17 protein-coding genes are annotated in these 20471 nt (G+C 69.3%); 8 read left to right on the top strand and 9 right to left on the bottom strand.

The window, feature by feature from the left end; translation table 11 throughout:
* Positions 1-38 precede the first annotated feature (38 nt).
* From K8P10_RS06455 to K8P10_RS06445, 3 genes are read left to right on the top strand one after another with little or no spacing between them, the layout of a single operon-like run.
* Positions 39-1121: an NADH:flavin oxidoreductase/NADH oxidase gene (locus tag K8P10_RS06455; protein WP_224780979.1), complete on the top strand. Its 1083-nt coding sequence runs from the start codon at positions 39-41 to the stop codon at positions 1119-1121.
* 47 nt (positions 1122-1168) lie between these two features.
* Complete coding sequence (locus K8P10_RS06450; protein WP_224780978.1) at positions 1169-2314, top strand: winged helix DNA-binding domain-containing protein; 1146 nt, start codon at positions 1169-1171, stop codon at positions 2312-2314.
* Between the two features lie 9 nt (positions 2315-2323).
* Complete coding sequence (locus K8P10_RS06445; RefSeq protein ID WP_224780977.1) at positions 2324-4051, top strand: sodium:proton antiporter; 1728 nt, start codon at positions 2324-2326, stop codon at positions 4049-4051.
* A 42-nt stretch (positions 4052-4093) separates the two neighbouring features.
* Here the strand turns inward: K8P10_RS06445 and K8P10_RS06440 are convergent, their stop codons facing one another.
* Together K8P10_RS06440 and K8P10_RS06435 are read right to left on the bottom strand one after the other, a co-directional pair.
* The gene (locus K8P10_RS06440; RefSeq protein ID WP_224780976.1) at positions 4094-4666 is read right to left on the bottom strand and encodes an isochorismatase family protein; all 573 of its coding nucleotides are present in this window, start codon (positions 4664-4666) and stop codon (positions 4094-4096) included.
* A 10-nt stretch (positions 4667-4676) separates the two neighbouring features.
* The gene (locus tag K8P10_RS06435; RefSeq protein WP_224780975.1) at positions 4677-5162 is read right to left on the bottom strand and encodes an Lrp/AsnC family transcriptional regulator; all 486 of its coding nucleotides are present in this window, start codon (positions 5160-5162) and stop codon (positions 4677-4679) included.
* 142 nt (positions 5163-5304) lie between these two features.
* On the opposite strand from K8P10_RS06435, the gene ald reads away from it, so the two are divergent.
* On the top strand, positions 5305-6432 hold the full coding sequence (ald, locus tag K8P10_RS06430; RefSeq protein WP_224780974.1) for an alanine dehydrogenase: 1128 nt from the start codon (positions 5305-5307) through the stop codon (positions 6430-6432).
* 94 nt (positions 6433-6526) lie between these two features.
* The gene (locus K8P10_RS06425; protein WP_224780973.1) at positions 6527-7000 is read left to right on the top strand and encodes a hypothetical protein; all 474 of its coding nucleotides are present in this window, start codon (positions 6527-6529) and stop codon (positions 6998-7000) included.
* Positions 7001-7039: 39 nt separating this feature from the next.
* On the opposite strand, the gene K8P10_RS06420 is transcribed toward K8P10_RS06425, so the two are convergent.
* The 4 genes from K8P10_RS06420 to K8P10_RS06405 all read right to left on the bottom strand — a co-directional run bounded on the left by K8P10_RS06420 (position 7040) and on the right by K8P10_RS06405 (position 13593).
* Positions 7040-8251, bottom strand: a complete 1212-nt coding sequence (locus tag K8P10_RS06420) for a pyridoxal phosphate-dependent aminotransferase (RefSeq protein WP_370631985.1) — start codon at positions 8249-8251, stop codon at positions 7040-7042.
* A gap of 17 nt (positions 8252-8268) precedes the next feature.
* Entirely contained in the window at positions 8269-11790 is a 3522-nt protein-coding gene (locus K8P10_RS06415) for a bifunctional RecB family nuclease/DEAD/DEAH box helicase (RefSeq protein ID WP_224780972.1), read from the bottom strand.
* Positions 11791-11872: 82 nt separating this feature from the next.
* Entirely contained in the window at positions 11873-13162 is a 1290-nt protein-coding gene (locus tag K8P10_RS06410) for an ATP-binding protein (protein WP_224780971.1), read from the bottom strand.
* 35 nt (positions 13163-13197) lie between these two features.
* Positions 13198-13593 (bottom strand): YchJ family protein, encoded by a 396-nt coding sequence (locus K8P10_RS06405; RefSeq protein ID WP_224780970.1) that lies wholly within the window; start codon positions 13591-13593, stop codon positions 13198-13200.
* A gap of 222 nt (positions 13594-13815) precedes the next feature.
* On the opposite strand from K8P10_RS06405, the gene K8P10_RS06400 reads away from it, so the two are divergent.
* From K8P10_RS06400 to K8P10_RS06390, 3 genes are all read left to right on the top strand, one after another.
* Positions 13816-15450, top strand: a complete 1635-nt coding sequence (locus tag K8P10_RS06400) for a DEAD/DEAH box helicase (RefSeq protein ID WP_224780969.1) — start codon at positions 13816-13818, stop codon at positions 15448-15450.
* Between the two features lie 186 nt (positions 15451-15636).
* Positions 15637-16266, top strand: coding sequence for a GNAT family N-acetyltransferase (locus tag K8P10_RS06395; RefSeq protein ID WP_224780968.1), 630 nt, complete (start codon positions 15637-15639; stop codon positions 16264-16266).
* Positions 16267-16324: 58 nt separating this feature from the next.
* Positions 16325-16561 (top strand): TrbC/VirB2 family protein, encoded by a 237-nt coding sequence (locus tag K8P10_RS06390; RefSeq protein ID WP_224780967.1) that lies wholly within the window; start codon positions 16325-16327, stop codon positions 16559-16561.
* An 84-nt stretch (positions 16562-16645) separates the two neighbouring features.
* Here K8P10_RS06390 and lysA read toward each other — a convergent pair whose 3' ends face one another.
* The 3 genes from lysA to K8P10_RS06375 form a co-directional block, all read right to left on the bottom strand.
* Entirely contained in the window at positions 16646-17992 is a 1347-nt protein-coding gene (gene lysA, locus K8P10_RS06385; RefSeq protein WP_224780966.1) for a diaminopimelate decarboxylase, read from the bottom strand.
* 61 nt (positions 17993-18053) lie between these two features.
* Entirely contained in the window at positions 18054-18974 is a 921-nt protein-coding gene (locus K8P10_RS06380) for a universal stress protein (protein ID WP_224780965.1), read from the bottom strand.
* The gene (locus K8P10_RS06375) at positions 18971-20413 is read right to left on the bottom strand and encodes an amino acid permease (protein ID WP_224780964.1); all 1443 of its coding nucleotides are present in this window, start codon (positions 20411-20413) and stop codon (positions 18971-18973) included. The genes K8P10_RS06380 and K8P10_RS06375 overlap by 4 nt, the downstream gene beginning before the upstream one ends.
* Between the last annotated feature and the right edge of the window lie 58 nt (positions 20414-20471).

Genomic DNA, 20471 nt, shown 5'->3' with positions numbered 1-20471 from the left:
GAGCCCTGACGGCGGCTCCAGCGCTACGCTGAAATGCTATGGCCGATCCTCTGCTCTTCCAGCCGTTCACCCTCCGCAACCTCGAGATCCGCAATCGGGTCTGGGCCGCCCCGATGTGCCAGTACTCTGCAGACGCCGAGGACGGCGTTCCGGTGGACTGGCACTTCGCCCACCTCTCAGGCCTCGGCCGCGGCGGTGCAGGACTCGTCGTGACCGAGGCGACGGCCGTCGTGCCCGAGGGGCGGATCTCTCCGCGCGATCTCGGTCTCTGGAACGAGACGCAGGAGGCGGCCTTCTCCCGGATCGCCGACGCCGTCCACGTCCACGGCGCGCGGATCGGGGTGCAACTCGCGCACGCGGGTCGCAAGGCTTCCACCTACCCCGCACTGCCCGGTTTCGAGCGCGGAACGGTTCCCGTGAGCGAGGGCGGCTGGCAGACCGTCGCCCCGTCGGCGGTGGCGTTCGAGGGCTTCGACGAGCCGCGAGCACTCGAGGCGGATGAGCTGCCCGCGCTCGTCGACGCCTTCGTGGATGCGTCGACGCGGGCCGTCCGCGCCGGGATCGACGTCGTCCAGGTGCACGCGGCGCACGGATACCTGCTGCACGAGTTCCTCTCGCCGCTGTCCAACCGCCGCGAGGACGGCTACGGCGGCGATCTCGTCGGACGCGCCCGGATCGTACGGGAGATCGTCCGGGCCATCCGCGCTGAGCACCCCGACCTGCCGATCGTCGTGCGCGTCTCAGCCGAGGACTGGGTCGACGGAGGATTCTCGGTCGATGAGGCGGAAACCCTTGCCGGGTGGCTCTCCGAAGACGACGCCGACCTCATCGACGTGTCGTCCGGCGGCAATTCGCCGACGCTGCCTCCGCGGATCGGGCCCTCGTACCAGGTCGGGCTTGCCGCTCAGGTGCGGCGCGGACCCCTCCCGGTCGGCGCTGTGGGTCTCATCACGTCGGCGACGCAGGCCGAGGGCATTCTCGCGACCGGTCAGGCGGATGTCGTCTCCCTCGCGCGGCCCTTGCTCGTGAACCCGCACCTCCCGATCGTCTGGGCACACGAGTTGCGCGCACCGCATGCCGACGCGCTCGTTCCCGGCCAGTACGCTCGCGCGAGGTTCTAGGGAGCTCTCGCACTCCGCTGTCGGCGGTGCGGCCTACACTGCTCACCATGAGCGAGCAGCCGCGGACCACCTCACTGAGCACGGCAGACCTGCTGCGGCTGCGCATGCGCGCACAGCTGCTCAGCGCTGGGTCGGACGAGCCGTCTCCCGCGGGCGCGGACGGAGCCGCACGCATCGCGGGGGTCGTGCGTCACATGCTGGCGCTCCAGGGGCAGGATTGGCGATCGTCCCGATGGGCGCTCGGCGTCCGTGCCCCTGGCACTCGCGACACCGATGTGCTGCGCGCCTTCGACGAGGGCCTTGTAGTGCGGGCCTGGCCGATGCGCGGCACCATCCATGTCGTGCCGGCCGAGGACATCGGGTGGATGCAGCGCGCCACGAACCACCGTGTGCTCCCAGGGGCGCCGAAGCGCCGCGCGTTCCTGGGGCTCGACGACCTGACACTCGACCGGCTGGTCGACACGACCGTCGCGGCACTCCGCGGCGGCGGACGGCTGAGCCGGGCGGCGGTCTCCGATCTCTGGACCGCTGCCGGTATCGAGTGGCAGAGCGCGTGGCGCTATCACGTGCTGTGGTGGATGTGCCAGAACGGGCTCACGACCTTCGGACCCGTCGATGGCACAACCCAGGAGTCGCAGCTCGTACTGGCGGACGAGTGGATCAGGCACCCCCGAAAGGTCGAGGGCGACGCCGCGCTCGCCGAGCTCGCGGCCCGCTACGCTACGGCGCGCGGCGCCGTCACCGACAAAGACCTCGCCTGGTGGTCGGGCCTCACACTGCGCGAGGCGCGGCTCGGCCTCGCGCTCGCCACCGAAGCTGAGGCGCTCGTTCCCGTCGCCGTCATGGACGACCCCGCGCCCTACTGGGCGGCTCCGGGCACGCTGGACGCCGCGGACGCTCCGATCCCGCCGTGGCTCCTGCTCCCGGCGTTCGACGAGCACCTGCTCGGGTACACGGGGCGCGACGCGCAACTCGATCCCGCGCACTTCGCCCGCATCCTGCCTGGCAAGAACGGGATGTTCCTCGCCACGGTGGTCCGCGATGGCCGAGTCGTCGGCACGTGGAAACGCGGCACAGGCGCTTCCTCACCGATCGAGGCCGTCCCCCTGCCCGGAAAACGCTTGAGTCAACGCGGACTGGCGGCGCCGACGGCTGCGTGGCAGGCATTCGCCGCACCGGGCGGAGGTGCCTAGACTTTGAGCATGGAGATCGGGCTCGTCGCTGTCGTCGGAATTGTCCTGGTCGTCGCGATCGCGATCGTGTCGAGCAGGATCGGCGTCGCCGCACCCCTCCTCCTGGTCGTCGCCGGCATCGGCATCGGCTACCTCCCCTTCGTGCCGCTCGTGGAGATCGATCCCGAGATCATCCTGCTCGGAGTGCTGCCCCCGCTGCTCTACGCGGCAGCGGTCAACGTGCCGTTCGTCGACTTCCGCCGCAACTTCAAACCCGTCATCGGACTGTCGGTCGTCCTCGTCATCATCTCCGCCGTCGTCGTCGGCGTCCTCCTGCACCTCCTCATTCCCGCGATCCCCCTTCCTGTCGGCATCGCTCTCGGCGCCGTCGTGAGCCCGACCGACGCCGTCGCGGCCACTTCGATCGGCAAGAAGCTCGGCATGCCGACGCGGCTGGTCTCGATTCTGGAGGGCGAGAGCCTCGTGAACGACGCGACCTCGCTCGTGCTCCTCAAGACCGCCGTCGCGGCTGGGAGCTTCGTCTTCTGGGACGCGGTCGGCAACTTCTCGTTCGCGGTAGCGGCCGCGGTGCTGATCGGGTTCCTCATGGGCATCATCACCGTCTGGCTCCGCTCTCACCTGCGCAACCCGGTCTACGACACCGTCATCTCGTTCACGGTGCCGTTCGTCGCGTTCATTCCCGCCGAGTACGTGGGCGCGTCAGGCGTGCTCGCCGTCGTAGTCACCGGCCTCTACACCGGCCACCACTCCGCCAAGCGTTTCAGCGCGACCGCCAGGGTGAACGAGCGGCTCAACTGGCGCACCCTGCAGTTCGTCGTCGAGAACGGTGTCTTCCTCGTCATGGGCTTGCAACTGCACTCCCTGGTCGAGCAGGTGAGCGACAGCCCGTGGAAGTTCCAGCACCTCAGCCTGATCGGGCTCGGGGTCGTGCTGGTGCTCATCATCTGCCGCGCGCTCTTCCTCGTCCCGATGCTGTGGAGCATGCGGGGCGACGCGGATCGACTCGAACAGCGCAGTCGCACGATCGGTCTCTTCGCCGCTCGAGCACGGAAGAGCGATCGCGTCGACGAGTCGCGAATGAAGCGGGTCGAGCGCATGCGCCAGCGTTCCGAGGCCGATCTCGCCCACGAGCAGGAGCAAGCACTCGGGTGGCGCGACGGTGCCGTCCTGTCGTGGAGCGGGATGCGCGGCGTCGTGACGCTCGCTGCAGCGCAGACGATCCCCACCGAGGTCCCCTACCGCGCGCAGGTGGTCCTCATCGCCTTCATCGTCGCGATCGTGACCCTGCTGCTCCACGGGCTCACGCTCCCTCCGCTCATCCGCAAACTCTGGCCCGATCAGCACGCCAAGTCGGACACGGCTCGGGAGCTCTCGGCGCTCAAGAAGGACCTTCTGGAGGCCGGCGACACGGCGCTCGAGGACGAACTCTCGGGCGACGACGCCGAGGATCCGGACGGCGAGATCGACCCCGCCATCATCGACCGGGTGCGGCAGACCAGCAAGGCCGCCCTCGCGCCCCTCGCGATGTCGGCCTCGATCGCCTCCACAGCCGACGGTACAGAGTCGGAGACCCCCGCTCAGACCTACCTGCGCCTCGCCCGCACCGTGCTTCAGGCGCAGCGCGAGACCCTCATCGAGGAACAGGCCATCGGTCGCTACAGCTCGCACACGCTGCGAGCAGCCGAAGTCGCGCTCGACGCGCAGGAGACGCGTCTCATGCCCCCGCAGGAGCACTGAGCGTACCCTGCCCGGGACTGCGCGAACGCCCCTCGGCGGTTCCTAGGCCAGGTCGACGCCGGCCGCGGCGAGCTCCTTCAGTGCCGCCACGGTCGTCTCGGGGGCCACCCCTGCGACGAGGTCCGTGCGCAGCCGCACGGCGAGCCCCGCGGCGACGGCGTCGAGCGCCGAAGCACGCACGCAGTAGTCGGTCGCCAGACCGACCACGTCGACGGCATCGATCCCTGCCCCCGCCAGCACGTCGCGGAGCGCTGCATCGTCGGTGCTCACCCCTTCGAAGGCGGAGTAAGCCGGCTCTCCCGTGCCCTTTCTGATGTGCACGTCGACGCGATCGATGTCGAGGTCCGGGTGGTAGTCGGCACCCGTGGTGCCCCGCACGCAGTGCACCGGCCAGGTCGTGGAGAAATCGGGATCGTCCCCCAGGGCGGCGAAGTGCCCGCCGTTGTCGCCATCCTCCTCGTGCCAGTCGCGGGATGCCACGACCAGCCGGTACTCCTCGGGTCCGCGCAGCAGCTCGGTGATCCTCCGCGCCACCGACCCACCCCCGTCTACCCCGAGTGCCCCGCCCTCGGTGAAATCGTTCTGCACATCCACGATCAGCAATGCCCGCGCCATGTCGTCGAGTCTAAAGCGGACGCACCGGGTTCTGATAGTGGTGGAAGACGATGCTCGTACGGGTCGAGGACACGGCGGGGTGAGCCGACAGGTGCTCGACGACGAAGTCGCGCACGTGATCCGCATCGCGCGCGGCGAGATGGACGATGAAGTCCTCGACGCCGCCGAGGAAGTAGAGCTCCATGACCTCCGGGAGCGCGCGCAGCTCATCCGACAGCGCCATGATGCCCTGCCGCGCGCCCGAGCGGACCGTCACGCTGATGAGCACCTGCAGCCCGATCCCCAGAGCGCGCGGGTCGACCGTCGCGGTGAACCCTGTGATGATCTTTCGGCTCACCAGGCTGCGGACGCGGGCGATGCACGTGGACGCCGCGACACCGACGCGTTCGGCGAGTTCCGCGTTCGTCACCCGCCCGTTCGCCTGCAGCTCGGCGATAATGTTGCGGTCGATTTCGTCGAGATCGACCTGTCCCTGCAGATTCTTCGAGTTCTCCACCGAATTCCCCCTCCGTGCGATGCGATGAGCCCCAGTCTACGGTCTCAGACCGCACAGAATTCACAGTTCGTGCATGCTGGCCGAATATGCTGCACAATCGGAAGGTACGAAATCGCGTCGACTATGTTTCAAAGGAGCACGCATGCGCGTCGGAATCCCCACCGAGATCAAGAACAACGAGAACCGCGTCGCGATCACGCAGGCGGGGGTCTTCGAACTCGCCCGACGCGGTCACGAGGTCCTCATCCAGGCCGGTGCCGGCCTGGGATCCGCTATCACCGACGAGGAGTACGTCGCGGCCGGCGCCGAGATCGTCGACGGTGCCGATGAGGTGTGGTCGCAGGCGGAGATGATCCTGAAGGTCAAGGAGCCGATCGCCGCCGAGTACGACCAGATGCGCAAGGATCAGGTGCTCTTCACCTACCTGCACCTGGCTGCCTCGCGCGACTGCACCGACGCCGTGCTGAAGTCGGGAACCACCGCCATCGCCTACGAGACGGTACAGCTGCCCAACCGCGGCCTGCCGCTCCTCGCACCGATGTCGGAGGTCGCCGGCCGTCTCTCCGCACAGGTCGGCGCTCACAGCCTCATGAAGGCCAACGGCGGGCGCGGCGTGCTGCTCGGCGGCGTCACCGCGACCCGTCGCGGCAAGGTCGTCGTCATCGGCGGCGGCGCTGCCGGTGAGCAGGCCGCCCGCATCGCCTTCGGCATGGGAGCCGAGGTCACGGTGATCGACATCTCCATCCCGCGCCTCAAGCAGCTGGAGGACGCCTTCTCGGGCCGCATCCAGACCCGCACCTCGAACGCCCACAACATCACCCAGGCGCTCAAGGAGGCCGACCTGGTCATCGGCTCGGTGCTGATCCCCGGCGAAAAGGCGCCCAAGCTCGTCACCGACGAGATGGTCGCGCAGATGAAGCCCGGCTCGGTGCTGGTCGACATCGCGATCGACCAGGGAGGCTGCTTCGAGCACTCGCGCCCGACCACTCACGATGACCCCACCTTCCCGGTGCACAACTCGATCTACTACTGCGTCGCCAACATGCCCGGCGCCGTGCCGGAGACCTCGACCGCTGCACTCACGAACGCGACGCTCCCCTACGTCGTCGCGGTCGCCGAGAAGGGCTGGGTCAAGGCGCTGCAGGACGACGCATCGCTCGCGAAGGGCCTCAACGCCCACGACGGCGTACTTACGTTCCGCGGTGTCGCCGACGCCTTCCCCGAGCTCGCCTACGCACCCGTCGACGAGGTACTCGCCGCGAACGCGTAACCCGCACCGTCTCGCACTCACACGAGCCCGTCCCGCCGATCGTCTTCGGCAGGGCGGGCTCGTGCCGTCTCTCGACGGGCGTAGGCTGGATGCCATGGATCTGAAGTTCACCTTCAACGGCGGCCCGAACGACGGGGACGCGCACGACCACGGACGCGAGTCGGCTGCAGCGCCAGCCCAGGGCATCCCGCTCCCGTTCACGACCGCCCCGTCATCCACGAGCAGCGTGCTGGAGATCCAAGTCAGACGCGAAGCCGACGACATCATCGCCGAAGCGGTGTCGGGTGACGGCGTCACGTATGCGCGCGCCCAGGTTCCCGAGGCGGGAACCGCGCTGGCAGCCCCCGTACGGTCGGCCATATCGCGGGCCGTCGCCGAGCTCGAAGGACCGCTGAGCGAAGCGGTGACCGGCATCACGATCACCGTCGGCGCGGAGGGGCCCGACGTGATCGCGACCCTCTTCCCGACCGCGCGGGAGGCGGAGAACGGCGCCGTCGCGTTCGTCACGGATGACGCCTTCCAGCGGCGCACCGGCATCTCGGCCGGCACGCCGGTCAGCCTCGGCTGAACAGCCCGAGTTCTGCCCGGTCGGTTCCGGTCACCCTGATCAACCGCGCTGGAAGCGGATGATCCGCTCCAGGGCTTCGACGACGGCCGCCTCGCCCGCAGCGTACGACAGTCGCACGGCGCGATCTCCCGCCACCGGGTCAAAGTCGAGTCCGGGGACGACGGCGACATCGGCGCGCTCGAGCAGCGCCGCCGCATACGCCGTCGCCGTGCCGAAGCGCTCCAACTGCGGCCCCAGATCGGAGTAGTAGTAGTAGAAGGCTCCGTCCGCCGGAGCGGCGATGCCCCAGGCGAGGTCGGGCTCGGCTTCGAGGATGAGCTGCCTGGCACGTCCAAAACCCGCGACGATCGCATCCCGCTCGGCATACGTCTCGGGAGTGAACGCCGTCAGCGCCATCTCCTGAGCGGGAGCCGGCGGCGAGAGCGCGAAGTTCGAGGCGAGCGCCTCCATCGGAGCGATGAGATCTTCGGGGAGGATCGCCCAGCCGAGCCGCCATCCGGTCATGCCCCAGTACTTCGAGAACGAGTTGATGACGATTGCGCCTGGGTCGAGCGAGCGAGCGCTCACACCCCGGAAGTCGGGGTCCGTCGGGTCTCCGAAGGTGATGCCGTGGTAGATCTCGTCGCTGATGAGTCTGACGCCCCGCGCCCGGCACCAGGAGACGAGTTCCGCCAGCTCGGCACGCCCGAGCATGGTGCCGGTCGGGTTGGCGGGCGACGCAATCACGAGACCCGCCAGTGCCCCGAACTCGGCCTCGGCCGCGTCGAGCAGTGCGGGGGTGGGCTGATATCGGGTGTCCGGCCCGGTCGGCAACTCGATGACGTGCACGCCGAGCGCCGTCAAGATGTTGCGATAGGCCGGGTACCCCGGACTCGCGAGGGCGACGCGGTCGCCGGGGTTGAACGCCGCGAGGAACACCAACTGGAACGCGCCGGAGGAACCGGTGGTGACCGCGACCGACGCGGGATCCACCTCGACGTCGTACCAGTCTCGGGAGTGCCCAGCGATCGCTTCACGCAGCGGTGCCGTACCGAGGGGCCCCGTGTACCCGGCGGGCTTCAGCGAACCGGGTACGGGGCGCGCGCTCGGCTCCCCCGCGCAGAGCGAGACGACGTCGTGCCCGGCAGCGCGTCGACGTGCGATGGCGTCGGTGATCCGCATGACCTGGAACGGTGGAATGCGCGACCGTTCCGAGGGCACGGGCGCGGGTCCTGAGGCTGGGGCATGGTGCGGCGTCGGCATCGAATCCATGGCACCACGCTACCGGCTCACCCGGCTTCCGTCAGGCGGAGGAATCCGGAGAGCGCCGCGACGCCCTCTGCGGTCGACGGGAGGCCGTCGCCGAGGTGCGCTGACCCGACGAGATGGGTCGCCCACTGGGCCCGGCTGATGGCGACGTTGAGCCGGTTGCGCATGAGCAGGAAGTCGAGTCCGCGCGGAGCGTCCTGCGCACTCGACGCTGCGAGACTCACGATCGCGATGACCGCCTCCTGCCCTTGGAACCGGTCGACCGTGCCAACAGGGATCTCGGGAAGCCCAGCCTCGGAGAGCGCCTCGACCAGGCACTCGACCTGTGCGTTGTACGCCGCGACCACGATGAGGTCGCCTGGCGCGACGGTGCGGCTCGAGAGGACGTCCCTGGCGATGCGCACGACCTCAGCGGCTTCCTCGACGGAGAATGTCGCGTTGCCCCAGTGTGACACGGGGTGCCAGGTGAGGCCCGCCGGGCCGATGCCGACGAACTCGCGGCGCGCGGCTGCGGGGTGCGCGAACAGTCGCCCCTCATAGGCGAGATCGGAGACCACCTGCGCCAGCTCGGGCCGCATGCGACGCGTTTCGGCGAGGAAGTAGCCGAGGTGCTGCGGCATGGTGTCGTGCTCATCGAGCAGCCAGCCGAGCGCCGACGTGTCGACCGGCTCGGGGTGACTCCCCTGGGAGACCTGCGGCAACTGCTGCGGGTCACCGAGCAGCAGCAGCCGCTCCGCCGATACTGCGGCCGCGATCGTCGGCGCGAGGGAGAACTGGCCAGCCTCGTCGATGACGAGCAGATCGAGACTCTGCCGCGCGAACCGGGTTTCGTTACTGAAGTCCCACGCCGTCCCCCCGACGACGCACCCGCGACCGGCGTTTCCGTGCGCCGCGGTGAACGAGGCATGGCCGGCGCGCCGGATTGCGGTGAACGGCAGTTCGTCGGGATCCTCCGGCGTGGTCTGCGGCACCTTGCCGATCTGTCCCTTCGGGAGTCCAGCAGCGGCGACCGCCCCCAGCACATGCTCGACGACCTTGTGCGACTGTGCGACGACGCCGACGCGCCACCCGTACTCGGAGACGAGTCTCGTGATCACGTGCGCCGCGAGGTAGGTCTTGCCCGTGCCCGGTGGCCCCTGGACGGCGAGCGCGGAGCGGTCGAGCCGACGGACGCTCTCCGTCACCGCTGCGACTGTGCGGGCCTCCTCATCGCCCCCGGCGAGACGGAGCGCCTCCTCAGAGTGAGGATCGACGAGCGGGAGGCCGTCCGTGAGGCGCGGCGGCGTGCGACGGAGCAGATCGACGACCGGATCCCGCGATGCCCCTCCGGCCGCGTCGAGGTCGAGCGCGGCGGAGTAGGCGCTCCCCCACTCCTCGATCGCGCCCTTCTGGGCTCCGGCTGGCGGCGGGGTGCCCGGAGTGAGGGCGACGGGGAGCCGCGAGTAGGGATCGGTGTCGGGCGGCAGCGTCTCCATGACGGTCACGCCGTCTTCGTGACGCTCGAGAATGGTCACCTCCCGTGCAACCCGAGCTCCGGGTGCGGCGCCCCGTTGCCGATAGGGCCCCGGATGCTCGTAGACCAGGAAGCCCCGTCCGCCTGCCTTCACCGTGCTACCCGGGCCGAACTCTCCACCGAGGCGCAGGTGCCGTCGCTCGCTCCGCGCGCGCGGCGGAACGTGCCACTCCTCGACGACACGGCTCCGATCCGGGTCGACGACGAGGACGTCGCGTGTCTCGGCCCAGTCATCGATCGGATCCACGAGGCGTGCGAAGTGTGACCACCAGAACGACTTCTGCTCGCGCTGGTGGTAGTCGATCGCGCTCGCGGCGAGCGCAGCCGCCTGCCGATCTCGCGGGTCACTCACCGTCTCGGACTGCGCGGTGAGCCTGGCACCCACGCGGCTGAGCACGAGTTCGGGTCCCTCGTCCTGGGACTCCTCCGCCGGGTACGGTGCGACGCCGTGCTCGGCGGCGATGCCGCGGAGCCAGTCGCGGAGCCGCAGTGTGGAGACGCAGTCGTATCGGTTGTAGTCGGCGATGCCGTTGAGCCGGCGGTGGCCCTCCTCCTGCTCCTCCGCGCTCGGCGACGCGAGGAGGGCGGTGGCGTCGGCGTACTCGCTCACCGACTGCGCGCCGCTGGTCACGCCCGTTTCGTCGCGGAGTTCGTCGCCCATGTACAGGGGTTCGAGCTTCTTGATCGAGTAGGAGCGCGATCCGACGCACAGCGCTCGTCGCACGATCGGATAGAGGTCGACGAGCACGTGGTCGCGGAGGAGCTGGTCGACGGCCGCCTCCCCGACGCCGTGCCGCGCCGCGATGCTCAGGAGGTGTGTCCGCTCGTAGGCGGCGTAGTGGTAGATATGCATGCCGGGGTGCAGGCGGCGGCGTTCGGCGACGAGCGCCAGGAACCGCTCGAGGGCGAGACGTTCCTCGGCGAGGTCGTGCGCCCAGAGCGGTGTGAAGCGTTCGGCGGTGTCAATCATGCCGAACAGGTAGTCGATGCCCCATGTGCCGTTCGAAGCCCGGTAGAGCGGGTCCCCCTCGAAGTCGAAGAATAGGTCGCCCGGGTCGGGAGTGGGGATCGCAGCCAGCGCTGCCGGGTCGTGGGGTTCGAAGACGAGTACTCCTGCATCATCGCTCCGCGCCTGGGCCGCAGCCTGCGCGGCGAGTCGCGCGACTGCACCCTGCGGCATGCCGTCGACCGGAGCACCGTTCCAGGACGCAACGTCGTCGATCGTGGCGTACCCGGCGGCGACGAGGCGATCGCGCTGTGCGGCGCGAATGCCCGCGATGAGGAGCGGGTCTCGCGTGCGCTCGATCTCCGGCTCGCACACCTCGCAGCGCCCGCACCGCACCACTCCCGGGTCGTCCCAGGAGACGGGCTCGTTCGCCGCCACGCGCGCGAGCAGAAGCTCGTGCAGTCGTGCTCGGCGAGCTCGGAACACGGGGGCGATGTCGGCGATGCGGTGTTCGGAGCGCGAACCGTCGCCGAGGATCAGTGTGGCGCGGGGCGACACCGGAACCCCGACACGCTCGAGCTGCTCGGCGTACGCGGCGAGCTGCATGAGGGCCGTGACTTTTGCACGGCGGGCGAGCTTGGCGTCCTGCACCTCGAATGCACCGGTACCGGTGCGGAGCAGGAAGTCGGCGAAACCCACGAAGGCGATATCTGGCTCTTCGGGGTGGCGAGCCTGGCGCTGCGCCGGATCGAAGAACGTCGCCTGGAAGACCACTCCGGCTCCGGAGCGCAGCGCGTCGACTGTCTGAGCGGCGACGTCGTGCAGGTCGGTTGCACTCATCGACGCGGGGCGTGGAATCTCGACCACGTCGCCAGGGTGCGACGCTCGATACTCGGCGAGCACCCGGTTCTCGTGCGCATCACCGAGGCGCGCCGCCCTGGCGAGCATCGGATCATCGTCAGGAGGCACTGCGACGTCGCGGCCGAGTTTCGCATCCACGCGACGAAGGAAGGCGAACTCGCACGCGCTGGCTGACGTGAGGTCGCTGGCGCTCGTGACGAGTCGTTCCTGCTGTATGAACAATCGAGGGTCCTCTCTCGGGGCGTCACCCCGACGCTACCCGGCACCTCCGACACCGACGCTGGGTGTGTCGGCAGCGCAGCGATCAGAGTCGCGCGAGCGTCTCGATGTCTTCCAGGAACGCCCGCTGCTCGCTCTCCGACACCGTGGCGCGCGTGTGGCCGAGAGCCGACAGGTAATCCTCCGTCGCGAGTCCCGTGGCGTCGTCCCTCCCTGTGGCACCCGATTCCAGGGCGCGGGCGAGCGCCTCCTGCGAAGCGCGTCTCGCGGCGTACTCGATATCAGCTGGCGTCAACCCATCGCTCGCGCCGACGAGCACGTCGAAGTCGATCGCGCCCGCGAGATCGTGCGGAACGTAGCGTCCCCAGATCGCGCGTCGCGCTTCGGCATCCGGCAGGCCGATGGGTAGGACGTAGTCGAAGCGGCCGTGCCGGAGGAACGCGGCGTCCAGCGCCCGGACGAAGTTCGTCGCGCAGACGAGCAGCAGCCCCTCCCGGTCGCGGAACTCGGCCACCAGTTTGAGGAGCTCGTTCGTGACCCCCTGCGTCGGCGAGGGCGGATCCCCGCGCCGCTGCGACGCGATCTCCTCGACCTCGTCGATGAAGACGACGGCGTTCTCGAGCTGACTGATCCGCGCGAAGATGCTTCTGAGCGCTGCGGCCATGCCGGCCGGACCATCACCGAGCCGCGAGGGGAAGACTTCAACGAACGGCCAGTCGAGTCGTGAGGCGACGGCCTTCGCGAACGTCGTCTTCCCGGTGCCCGGAGGCCCGAACAGCATCACGGCTCGCGGGGGCACCACGCCGTACCGGTCGGCGAGTTCGCGCTGTGCGAGCGGGGCGACGAGTCGTTCTTCGAGGAGCCGCTTCTCGCGTTGCATCCCGGCAACGGTGCCCCAGAGGTGGCGGGGCAGGATCCTGCCGCCGACGTCGCCGAGCAGGTCGAGCTCGCGCCGCTGAACCGGCATCTGCCGTTCCAGATAGCGGAGCCGGTGCCTGAGCTGGAAACCGTTGGTCGTGAGCGCGTCGAGGTTGCGGCCGTCCTCGTGCAGCAGGACCGAGAGCGTGCTGAGCCCGAGTGGCGCCATCTTCCGCTCGAGGGCATCGAGCAGTCCTGGCGCCGCTCCGTCGCCGCGCCCGTCTCCGACCACACCGAAGAACACGATCCACCCCTGTGCGTGCGCGGCCCGCCCGACGGCCGCACCGACGATCTCCTCGCCGAGCACCGCGACGACCGCGTGGTCCTCGCGGCATGAAGCCGTCACCTCGGCGAGGGAGTACACCGGCTGATCACCGGTTTCTCCTGCTTCGAGCCACAGCCGCACGACGGCGTCGAGGTCGTCGTCGTGGAACTCGCGTATGTGTATGCGCCCCATGGAGCGATCATGCCAGAATTCCCGCGAAATGACCCCTACATCTCCGGATCGAGCGAAGTCCCGTCCACATAGACCCACTGTCCGCCCGATCGCGCGAATCGGCTCCGCTCGCGCTGCACGAACCGCGATCCGTCGACACGCGCGATGGCGGTGAAGGTTACGGTGCCCTCCCCGTCGAACGGACCCCCGGCCTCGCAGCGCTCCACGAGGAGCCGCTTCCACTCGGTCCCCTCGTCGAGTTCGAGCGATGCGGGACGAGTCGCTGGATGCCAGGAACGCCGCAGATACTCGGCGTCACCGACGGCGAACGCGGTGTACCTCGAACGCATCAGCCGTTCGGCGGTGGCCGCCACGGACTCGCCGGCGAGCAGCGGCTCGCAGCACGTCGCATACGGTTCGCCCCGACCGCAGGGGCACCGGGTTTCACTCATCTTCGGAGCCTATCGCGCCCCGACCTGTAGGATGGAGCACGGCGGCCCCCAGCGTCCGCCATCGCGTCGCGAATCTCCGGCAGCCGCAACCCGCGTGCGCCACCAGGTTTTCTGCGGCGAATTGGTGCGCAGCACAGCGCGCCCGCCGAACCACTGCGACGGCCCCGCACCGCTCTTGAGCGTGTGCCGCGCCCGTTCGCGCCCGATCCGAAAGCATCACACGTGACTGACACCACCCCCACCTTCGCCGATCTCGGCGTCCCCGCACCCCTCGCCGACGCGCTGGCCAAGAACGGCAAGACCGAGGCATTCCCCATCCAGCGCGACACGTTGCCCGACACCCTGCAGGGACGCGACGTGCTCGGCCGCGGCCGCACCGGTTCGGGCAAGACGATCGCCTTCGCGATCCCGCTCGTGGCAAATCTGACCGAGGACGCCGACGCGAAGCGCCGGCCGAACCGCCCGCGCGCCATCGTGCTCGCCCCGACCCGCGAGCTCGTCACCCAGATCGCCGAGACCGTGAAGCTCCTCGCCGATCCCGTGAAGATCCGCGTCACCACCATCTTCGGCGGCGTCTCCCAGCGTCGCCAGGAGGAAGTCCTCGAGCGCGGGGTCGACATCGTCGTCGCCGCGCCCGGCCGCCTCGATGACCTCATGAAGCAGGGCCTCGTCGACCTCGGCGGCGTCGAGATCACGGTACTCGACGAAGCCGATCACATGGCCGACATGGGCTTCCTGCCCGTCGTGACGCGCATCCTGAACAAGACCCCGAAGGTCGGCCAGCGCCTGCTCTTCAGCGCGACCCTCGACAACGGGGTCGACAACATCGTCAAGAAGTACCTGCACGATCCGATCCTGCACTCAGTCGATTCCGCCGAGTCGCCCGTGCCGCAGCTCACCCACCACGTCTTCGAGGTCTCCGACAAGGACGACAAGGACGCCCTCATCGAGGCCCTCGCCTCGGGAACCGGTCGCCGCATCATGTTCACCCGCATGAAGCACCAGGCGAAGCGTCTCGCGAAGAAACTCACCGCCGCAGGTATCCCCGCAGTCGAGCTGCAGGGCAACCTCTCGCAGAATGCGCGCGACCGGAACCTCGCCGAGTTCGTGAACGGCGACGCGCGCGTGCTCGTCGCAACCGACGTCGCCGCCCGCGGCGTGCACGTCGACGGCGTCGAACTCGTCGTGCACATCGATCCGCCGGTAGAGCACAAGGCGTACCTGCACCGTTCCGGCCGTACCGCACGCGCCGGGGCCGAGGGCGACGTCGTCACTCTCGTGCTCCCCGAGCAGCGTGGCGAGATGAAGCAGCTCATGCGCGCCGCGAAGATCCGGGTGACCCCCCGCAAGGTCAACCCGAACGCGCGCGAGGTCGACACCGAGGTGCTCGAGCTCATCGGAGAGGTCGCGCCCCGCGTCGACCCCCGCGTGACGGAGCATCGCCGCGCTGAGGCGCAGACCGCGCAGCAGCGAGCCGCAGGCGGTAACGCCAGCGCGCCTGGCCAGGGCAAGTCCCAGGGTGCCAATGCGAAGCGCAAGCGCTCCCGCGGCGGTCGCGGACGCGGGCAGGGCGGCGAAGGCCAGAGCGAGGGCGGTGGCCAGCAGCGCCAGGGTCGCAGCCAGGGCGGCCGGGGCCGCGGTGGCAACGGCGAGTCACGCGGCCAGGGTCAGAGCGGCCAGGGTCAGAGCGGCCAGGGTCAAGGCGGCCAGCGCCAGGGTCAGGGCCGCAGCCAGGGCCAGGGTCAGGGCCAGTCGAGCCGCGGTGGCCAGGGTGGACAGGGCGGCCAGCGTCGCTCGGGCCGCCGCGCGCAGAGCTCGGGTGGCACCGTCTACTCGACGAGCTCGTCCGGCGCGTAACCCGCACGCCTCGTCGAGATTGCAGTTCCTCCGGTTTCAGGACACGTGAACCCCGACAAACTGCAATCTCGAGGGGCGAGGGCGGGCTCGAAGCGCGCCGAAGGCGAGGCGAGGGCGGGCGCACGAGGGGCGCGGGCGCGGGCGAGCCCTGACCCGAGGCCTCAGCACGGCCCCTAGGATGAACCCATGGCTCTTCCCCTTCCTGGAACCCTGACCGGCAGGCTCGTCACGCTCGAGCCGCTCAGCCACGAGCATCACGACGGTCTCGTCGCAGCGGCCCGTGACGGCGAACTGTGGAACCTCTGGTACACCCACGTGCCTACTCCGGAGGGGATGGACGCCGAGATCGATCGGCGCCTCGGTCTACAGGAGGCGGGATCGATGATCCCATTCACGACCCTCCGGAACGACACCGGCGAGATCATCGGCATGACGACGTTCATGAACATCGACGCTCGCGTGCCGCGCGTCGAGATCGGGTCGACCTGGAACGCCGTGAGCGCGCAGGGGTCTGGCACGAACCCGGATGCGAAGCTGCTCATGCTCGGCCATGCGTTCGAAACGTGGGGGTGCCCCGCTGTGGAGTTCCGCACCGACTTCCACAACCAGCAGTCCCGGGCCGCCATCGCGCGGCTCGGGGCCAGACAGGACGGGATCCTGCGGGCGCACATGCGTATGCCGGGTTACCTGCGCGACACCGTGGTGTTCTCGATCACCGAGTCGGAGTGGGCCGGGGTGCGGGTCGGCCTCGAACGGCGCATCTTGCGACACCTCGAGCGCCGGTTGGCGCAGACCACCCCGGAGACGGCAGAATAGACTGAGCACACATGGGTCGCCCCGCGCGACCCCGAACCACCCGCGAGGAGAACCCGACGTGAAGACCCGCACCCGCATCGCCACCGCAGTGACGACCGCTCTGCTCTCGCTGTTCGTCGCAGCGCCGGCGTTCGCGGCCGAGGGCGGACACGGCGGCAGCGACCTCGACAGCATGTTCTCGCGCGCGAACGATTCGTTCCAGTACGGCGCCATCTTCGCGGTGATCATCATCCTCGCTGTGATCGTGCTCGCCACCTCGATCCTCGTCGGGCGTCTCTTCGACAAGAAGGACTAGTCCCCTCGATACGCAGCAGAGCGCGGCGACCCGAACAGTGGGTCGCCGCGCTCTGCTGTATGCGGCGGTACGCGCGGTCCGCGCTCAGGCGCGCGAGACGATGGCTGGTTCGTGCGTCGCGAGCAGGTCGGCGTAGGTCTCTCGCCGAGCGATGAGCCGGGACGCACCGTCGCCGACGAAGACGATCGCGGGCTTCAGCGCACCGTTGTAGTTGTTCGCGAGGGTGTACCCGTACGCGCCGGTGGTCGCGAGGACGACGAGGTCCCCGACCTCCGCCGGCGGCATCGGTGCGCCGTCGACGAGCAGGTCGCCCGACTCGCACTGACGCCCGACGAGTTGCACACTCTCGCTCCAGGGGGCGTCGAGCCGGTTGGCGAGCACCGCTTCGAAACGCTGACCGGTGAGTGCCGCATCCATCTGGTCGGCGAGACCGCCGTCGACGGCGACGAAGGTCCGCCCCGTGCGCTTGACCGACGTAACGCGGTACAGCGTGACACCCGCGCGCGCGACGATCGACCGACCCGGCTCGATGAGCAGGCGCGCATCGGCCGGCAGGTGCTCGCGCGCCGCCGCGACGACGGCGTCGAGGTAGGCGTCGACGGCCGGCGCGTCGTCGGCGTAGGTGTACTTCACCCCGAGGCCGCCACCCACGTCGTAGGTGCGGAACGGAGTGCCGCCGGAGATGTCCGAGGTGACGCCCGAGAGCTTCGAGACCGCCTCGGCGAACTGCTCCACGTCGAGGATCTGCGATCCGATGTGCAGGTGCACGCCGGCGAAGTCCATGAGGGGGTGCGCGCGCATCCGCTCGATCGCAGCGGCCGCCTGACCGAGGGGCAGCCCGAACTTCGACTCGTCTCCGCCGGTCGCCTGCGAGGCGTGCGTCTTCGCGGCGACGCCGGGAATCACGCGCAGGAGGAGCTGCTGCGGCGTCGCGGCGCGATCGCCGGAGCGCGCAGGCAGCAGCCGCTCCAGCCGGTCCAGCTCGTCCGCGTTGTCGACGATGATGGTGTCGATGCCCGCGTCGAGCGCCATCGCGAGTTCCGCGTCGGTCTTCGCATTGCCGTGCATGTGGATGCGGGCGGGATCGACTCCGGCGGCCAAGGCCATCTGGAGTTCCCCACCCCCGGCGACGTCGATCGAGAGGCCTTCTTCCTGCGCGAGCCGGTACATGCCGACGGCGGGGAACGACTTCGATGCGAACAGCACCTCAGAGTTCGGCCATCGCTCTCGAAGACCCTCGGTGAACCGGCGGATCTGGCGCCGCAGTCCGGTCTCGTCGTACACGTACAGGGGCGTTCCGTACCGCTCGGCGAGCTCCGTGACCGGGACGCCGCCGATGCTGAGCACCTCAGGCGTCGCGGCGTCGGCCGACGCTTCTTCCGGGAGGATCGACCACAGCTCGTCGAGCGATGGGACGGGTACCTGATTCACATGACCTCCGAAGTGGCGTGGGTGGGGATGGTGGGTGCTGCGCTCTACTCGGTGCGCATGGTCACTGCGCGCCGGCTCGTGCCGCGTAGGCCTCTGCGGCTCGCCTCGGCACGAGGACCACGGGCACTGGCGAGTGCCGCACGATCTTCATGGCGTGCGAGCCGAGCGAGATGCGCGCGAGCGGACCGAGACTGCTCGAGCCGACGAGCAGCACCTCTGCCGAACGCCATCCGATGGCGCTGATCGCATCGGCCCAGGTGTCGCCCGCACCGACCACGATGTCCACGGACCTCGGGCGCTCGGAGAACTCGGCGATGTCTGCGAGGATCTCCTCGGTGTGCGCGCGGATCACTTCTGCCCACTCGTCGATGACGTCGTCCTCGACGGTGAAGCCGATCGCAGCCTCGGTGACGGCCTGTGGCCGGGTCGCGAACGACGCGACGCGGAAGTCGGCGCCCGCGTCCGCTGCGACGGCCGCCGCCCCGAGCACAAGCTCCGCAGACGTCTCCGAGCCGCTATAGGCCGCGGTGACGCGCTCGAGGCGATCCTCGGCTCCGGCCGTGAAGCCGTGGGGCGCGATCGCGACGGGTACGTCAGCGCTCTGGAGCAGGCCGGTCGACACGGATCCCACCGCGATGACGCCCTCGGCCGCGTCGCCAGCCGCTCCGACGACGAGGCGGACCGCGCCGTGCTCGCCGGCGGCCTCGAGAAGTCCACGCCGCGCCGATGACGCCGTGCGCACCTCGAACGCGGCCGTCAGATCACCGGGAACGAGCGCGCGAGCCTCAGCGAGCACCGATTCGGCACCGGCGACGAGCGCCTCTTGGTAGGCCGCTTCTCGACGACCGATGCGTGGCGGCCAGGTCGAGGCGCAGACCGACACCACGACGAGGTCTTGACGATACGAGCGCGCGAGCAGGATCCCGAGCTGCACCGGGGCGCTCGCGCTGTGGCCAGGGGCCACTCCGACGACGATACTCACAGCGTGTCCTCCGTCCGTGCGTCGACGGGGCGGTGAGCCAGCGCCGAGTTCTTGCGTCCCGTGAAGAAGTACCAGACCAGCACAACGGCGGTCCAGAGCACGAAGACGACGATGGTGATCGGGCGCAGGTCCTTGATGATCCAGAGGCATCCGATGATGGAGAGGATCGGGATCACGGGGTACAGCGGTACGCGGAACGAGCGCTCGAGGTTCGGCTCTCGGCGGCGCAGAACGATGACGGCGATCGATACAACGAGGAACGCGGCGAGGGTGCCGATGCTCGTCATCTCGGCGAGGAAGTTGATCGGCAGCACGCCGGCGAGCACCGAGACCACGGCTGCGACGATGATGGTGTTGGCGATGGGGGTCTTCGTGCGCGGGTTCACCCGCTGGAAGATCTTCGGCATCATGCCGTCGCGCGACATGGCGAAGAGGATGCGGGTTTGCCCGTAGAGCACGACCAGGGTGACGCTGAAGATGGAGATGACCGCGCCGGCGGCGACGACCGTTCCCGGCCAGCTGGCACCGACGATGTTCTCGAGGATCGCCGAAAGACCGGCCGACTGGCCGTCGAACTTCTCCGTCTCCTGCGCGCCGAGACCGGCGAGCGCGACCAGCACGTAGACGGTGGTGACGATGACGAGCGCGGAGATCAGCGCGATCGGGAGGTTGCGACGCGGATTCTTGGCCTCGTCGCCCGCTGTCGCGACAGCGTCGAGCCCGACGAACGAGAAGAAGATCAGTCCCGCACCGGTCATCACGCCGGCGAACCCGAACGGTGCGAAGTCGGCGAAGTGGTCGGTGTTCCACCCGGTCATGCCGACGGCGATGAAGAAGATGAGGACGGCGATCTTGATCACGACCATGATCGTGTTGGTGATCGCGGAGTGCGAGGTGCCCCGGATCAGGATGAAGGCGCACATCGCAATGAGCAGGATGGCCGGCAGATTCACGATGCCGCCCTCCTCAGGGGCGTACGAGAGCGCGTGCGGCAACTGCACGCCGAAGAGGTTGTTCAGCAGCTGGTTGACGTACTGCGACCAGCCCACGGCGACCGCCGCCGTGGAGACGCCGTACTCGAGCAGCAGACAGGCCGCGACACCCATGGCCGGCAGCTCTCCGAGGGTCGTGTAGGCGTACGAGTACGAGGATCCGGACACCGGCACGGCGCCGGCGAGCTCCGCGTAGCAGAGCACCGAGAGGCCGGCCACCACGCCCGCGATCACGAACGACCAGATGACCGCTGGGCCGGCGATCGGTACCGCCTCGGACAAGATGAAGAAGATACCGGTGCCGATGGTGCCGCCGACGCCGATCATCGTGAGCTGGAACAGCCCGATGGTGCGCTTCAGCTCGCTGCCGTCAGCTCCGGCCTTCGGAACGGGTTTCACCCGGAACAGCTGCTGGCGCAGCGGCACACTGGGGCTCGATGTACTCATGTGGGCGACTTCCTTGTCTGGTGGGGCCGGAAAACGGCAGGAGTCGTTGTCGTCGCCG

This window comes from Leucobacter sp. Psy1 (genome assembly GCF_020096995.1).
Classification (GTDB): domain Bacteria; phylum Actinomycetota; class Actinomycetes; order Actinomycetales; family Microbacteriaceae; genus Leucobacter.
This window is presented reverse-complemented; position numbering and strand designations above follow the sequence as displayed.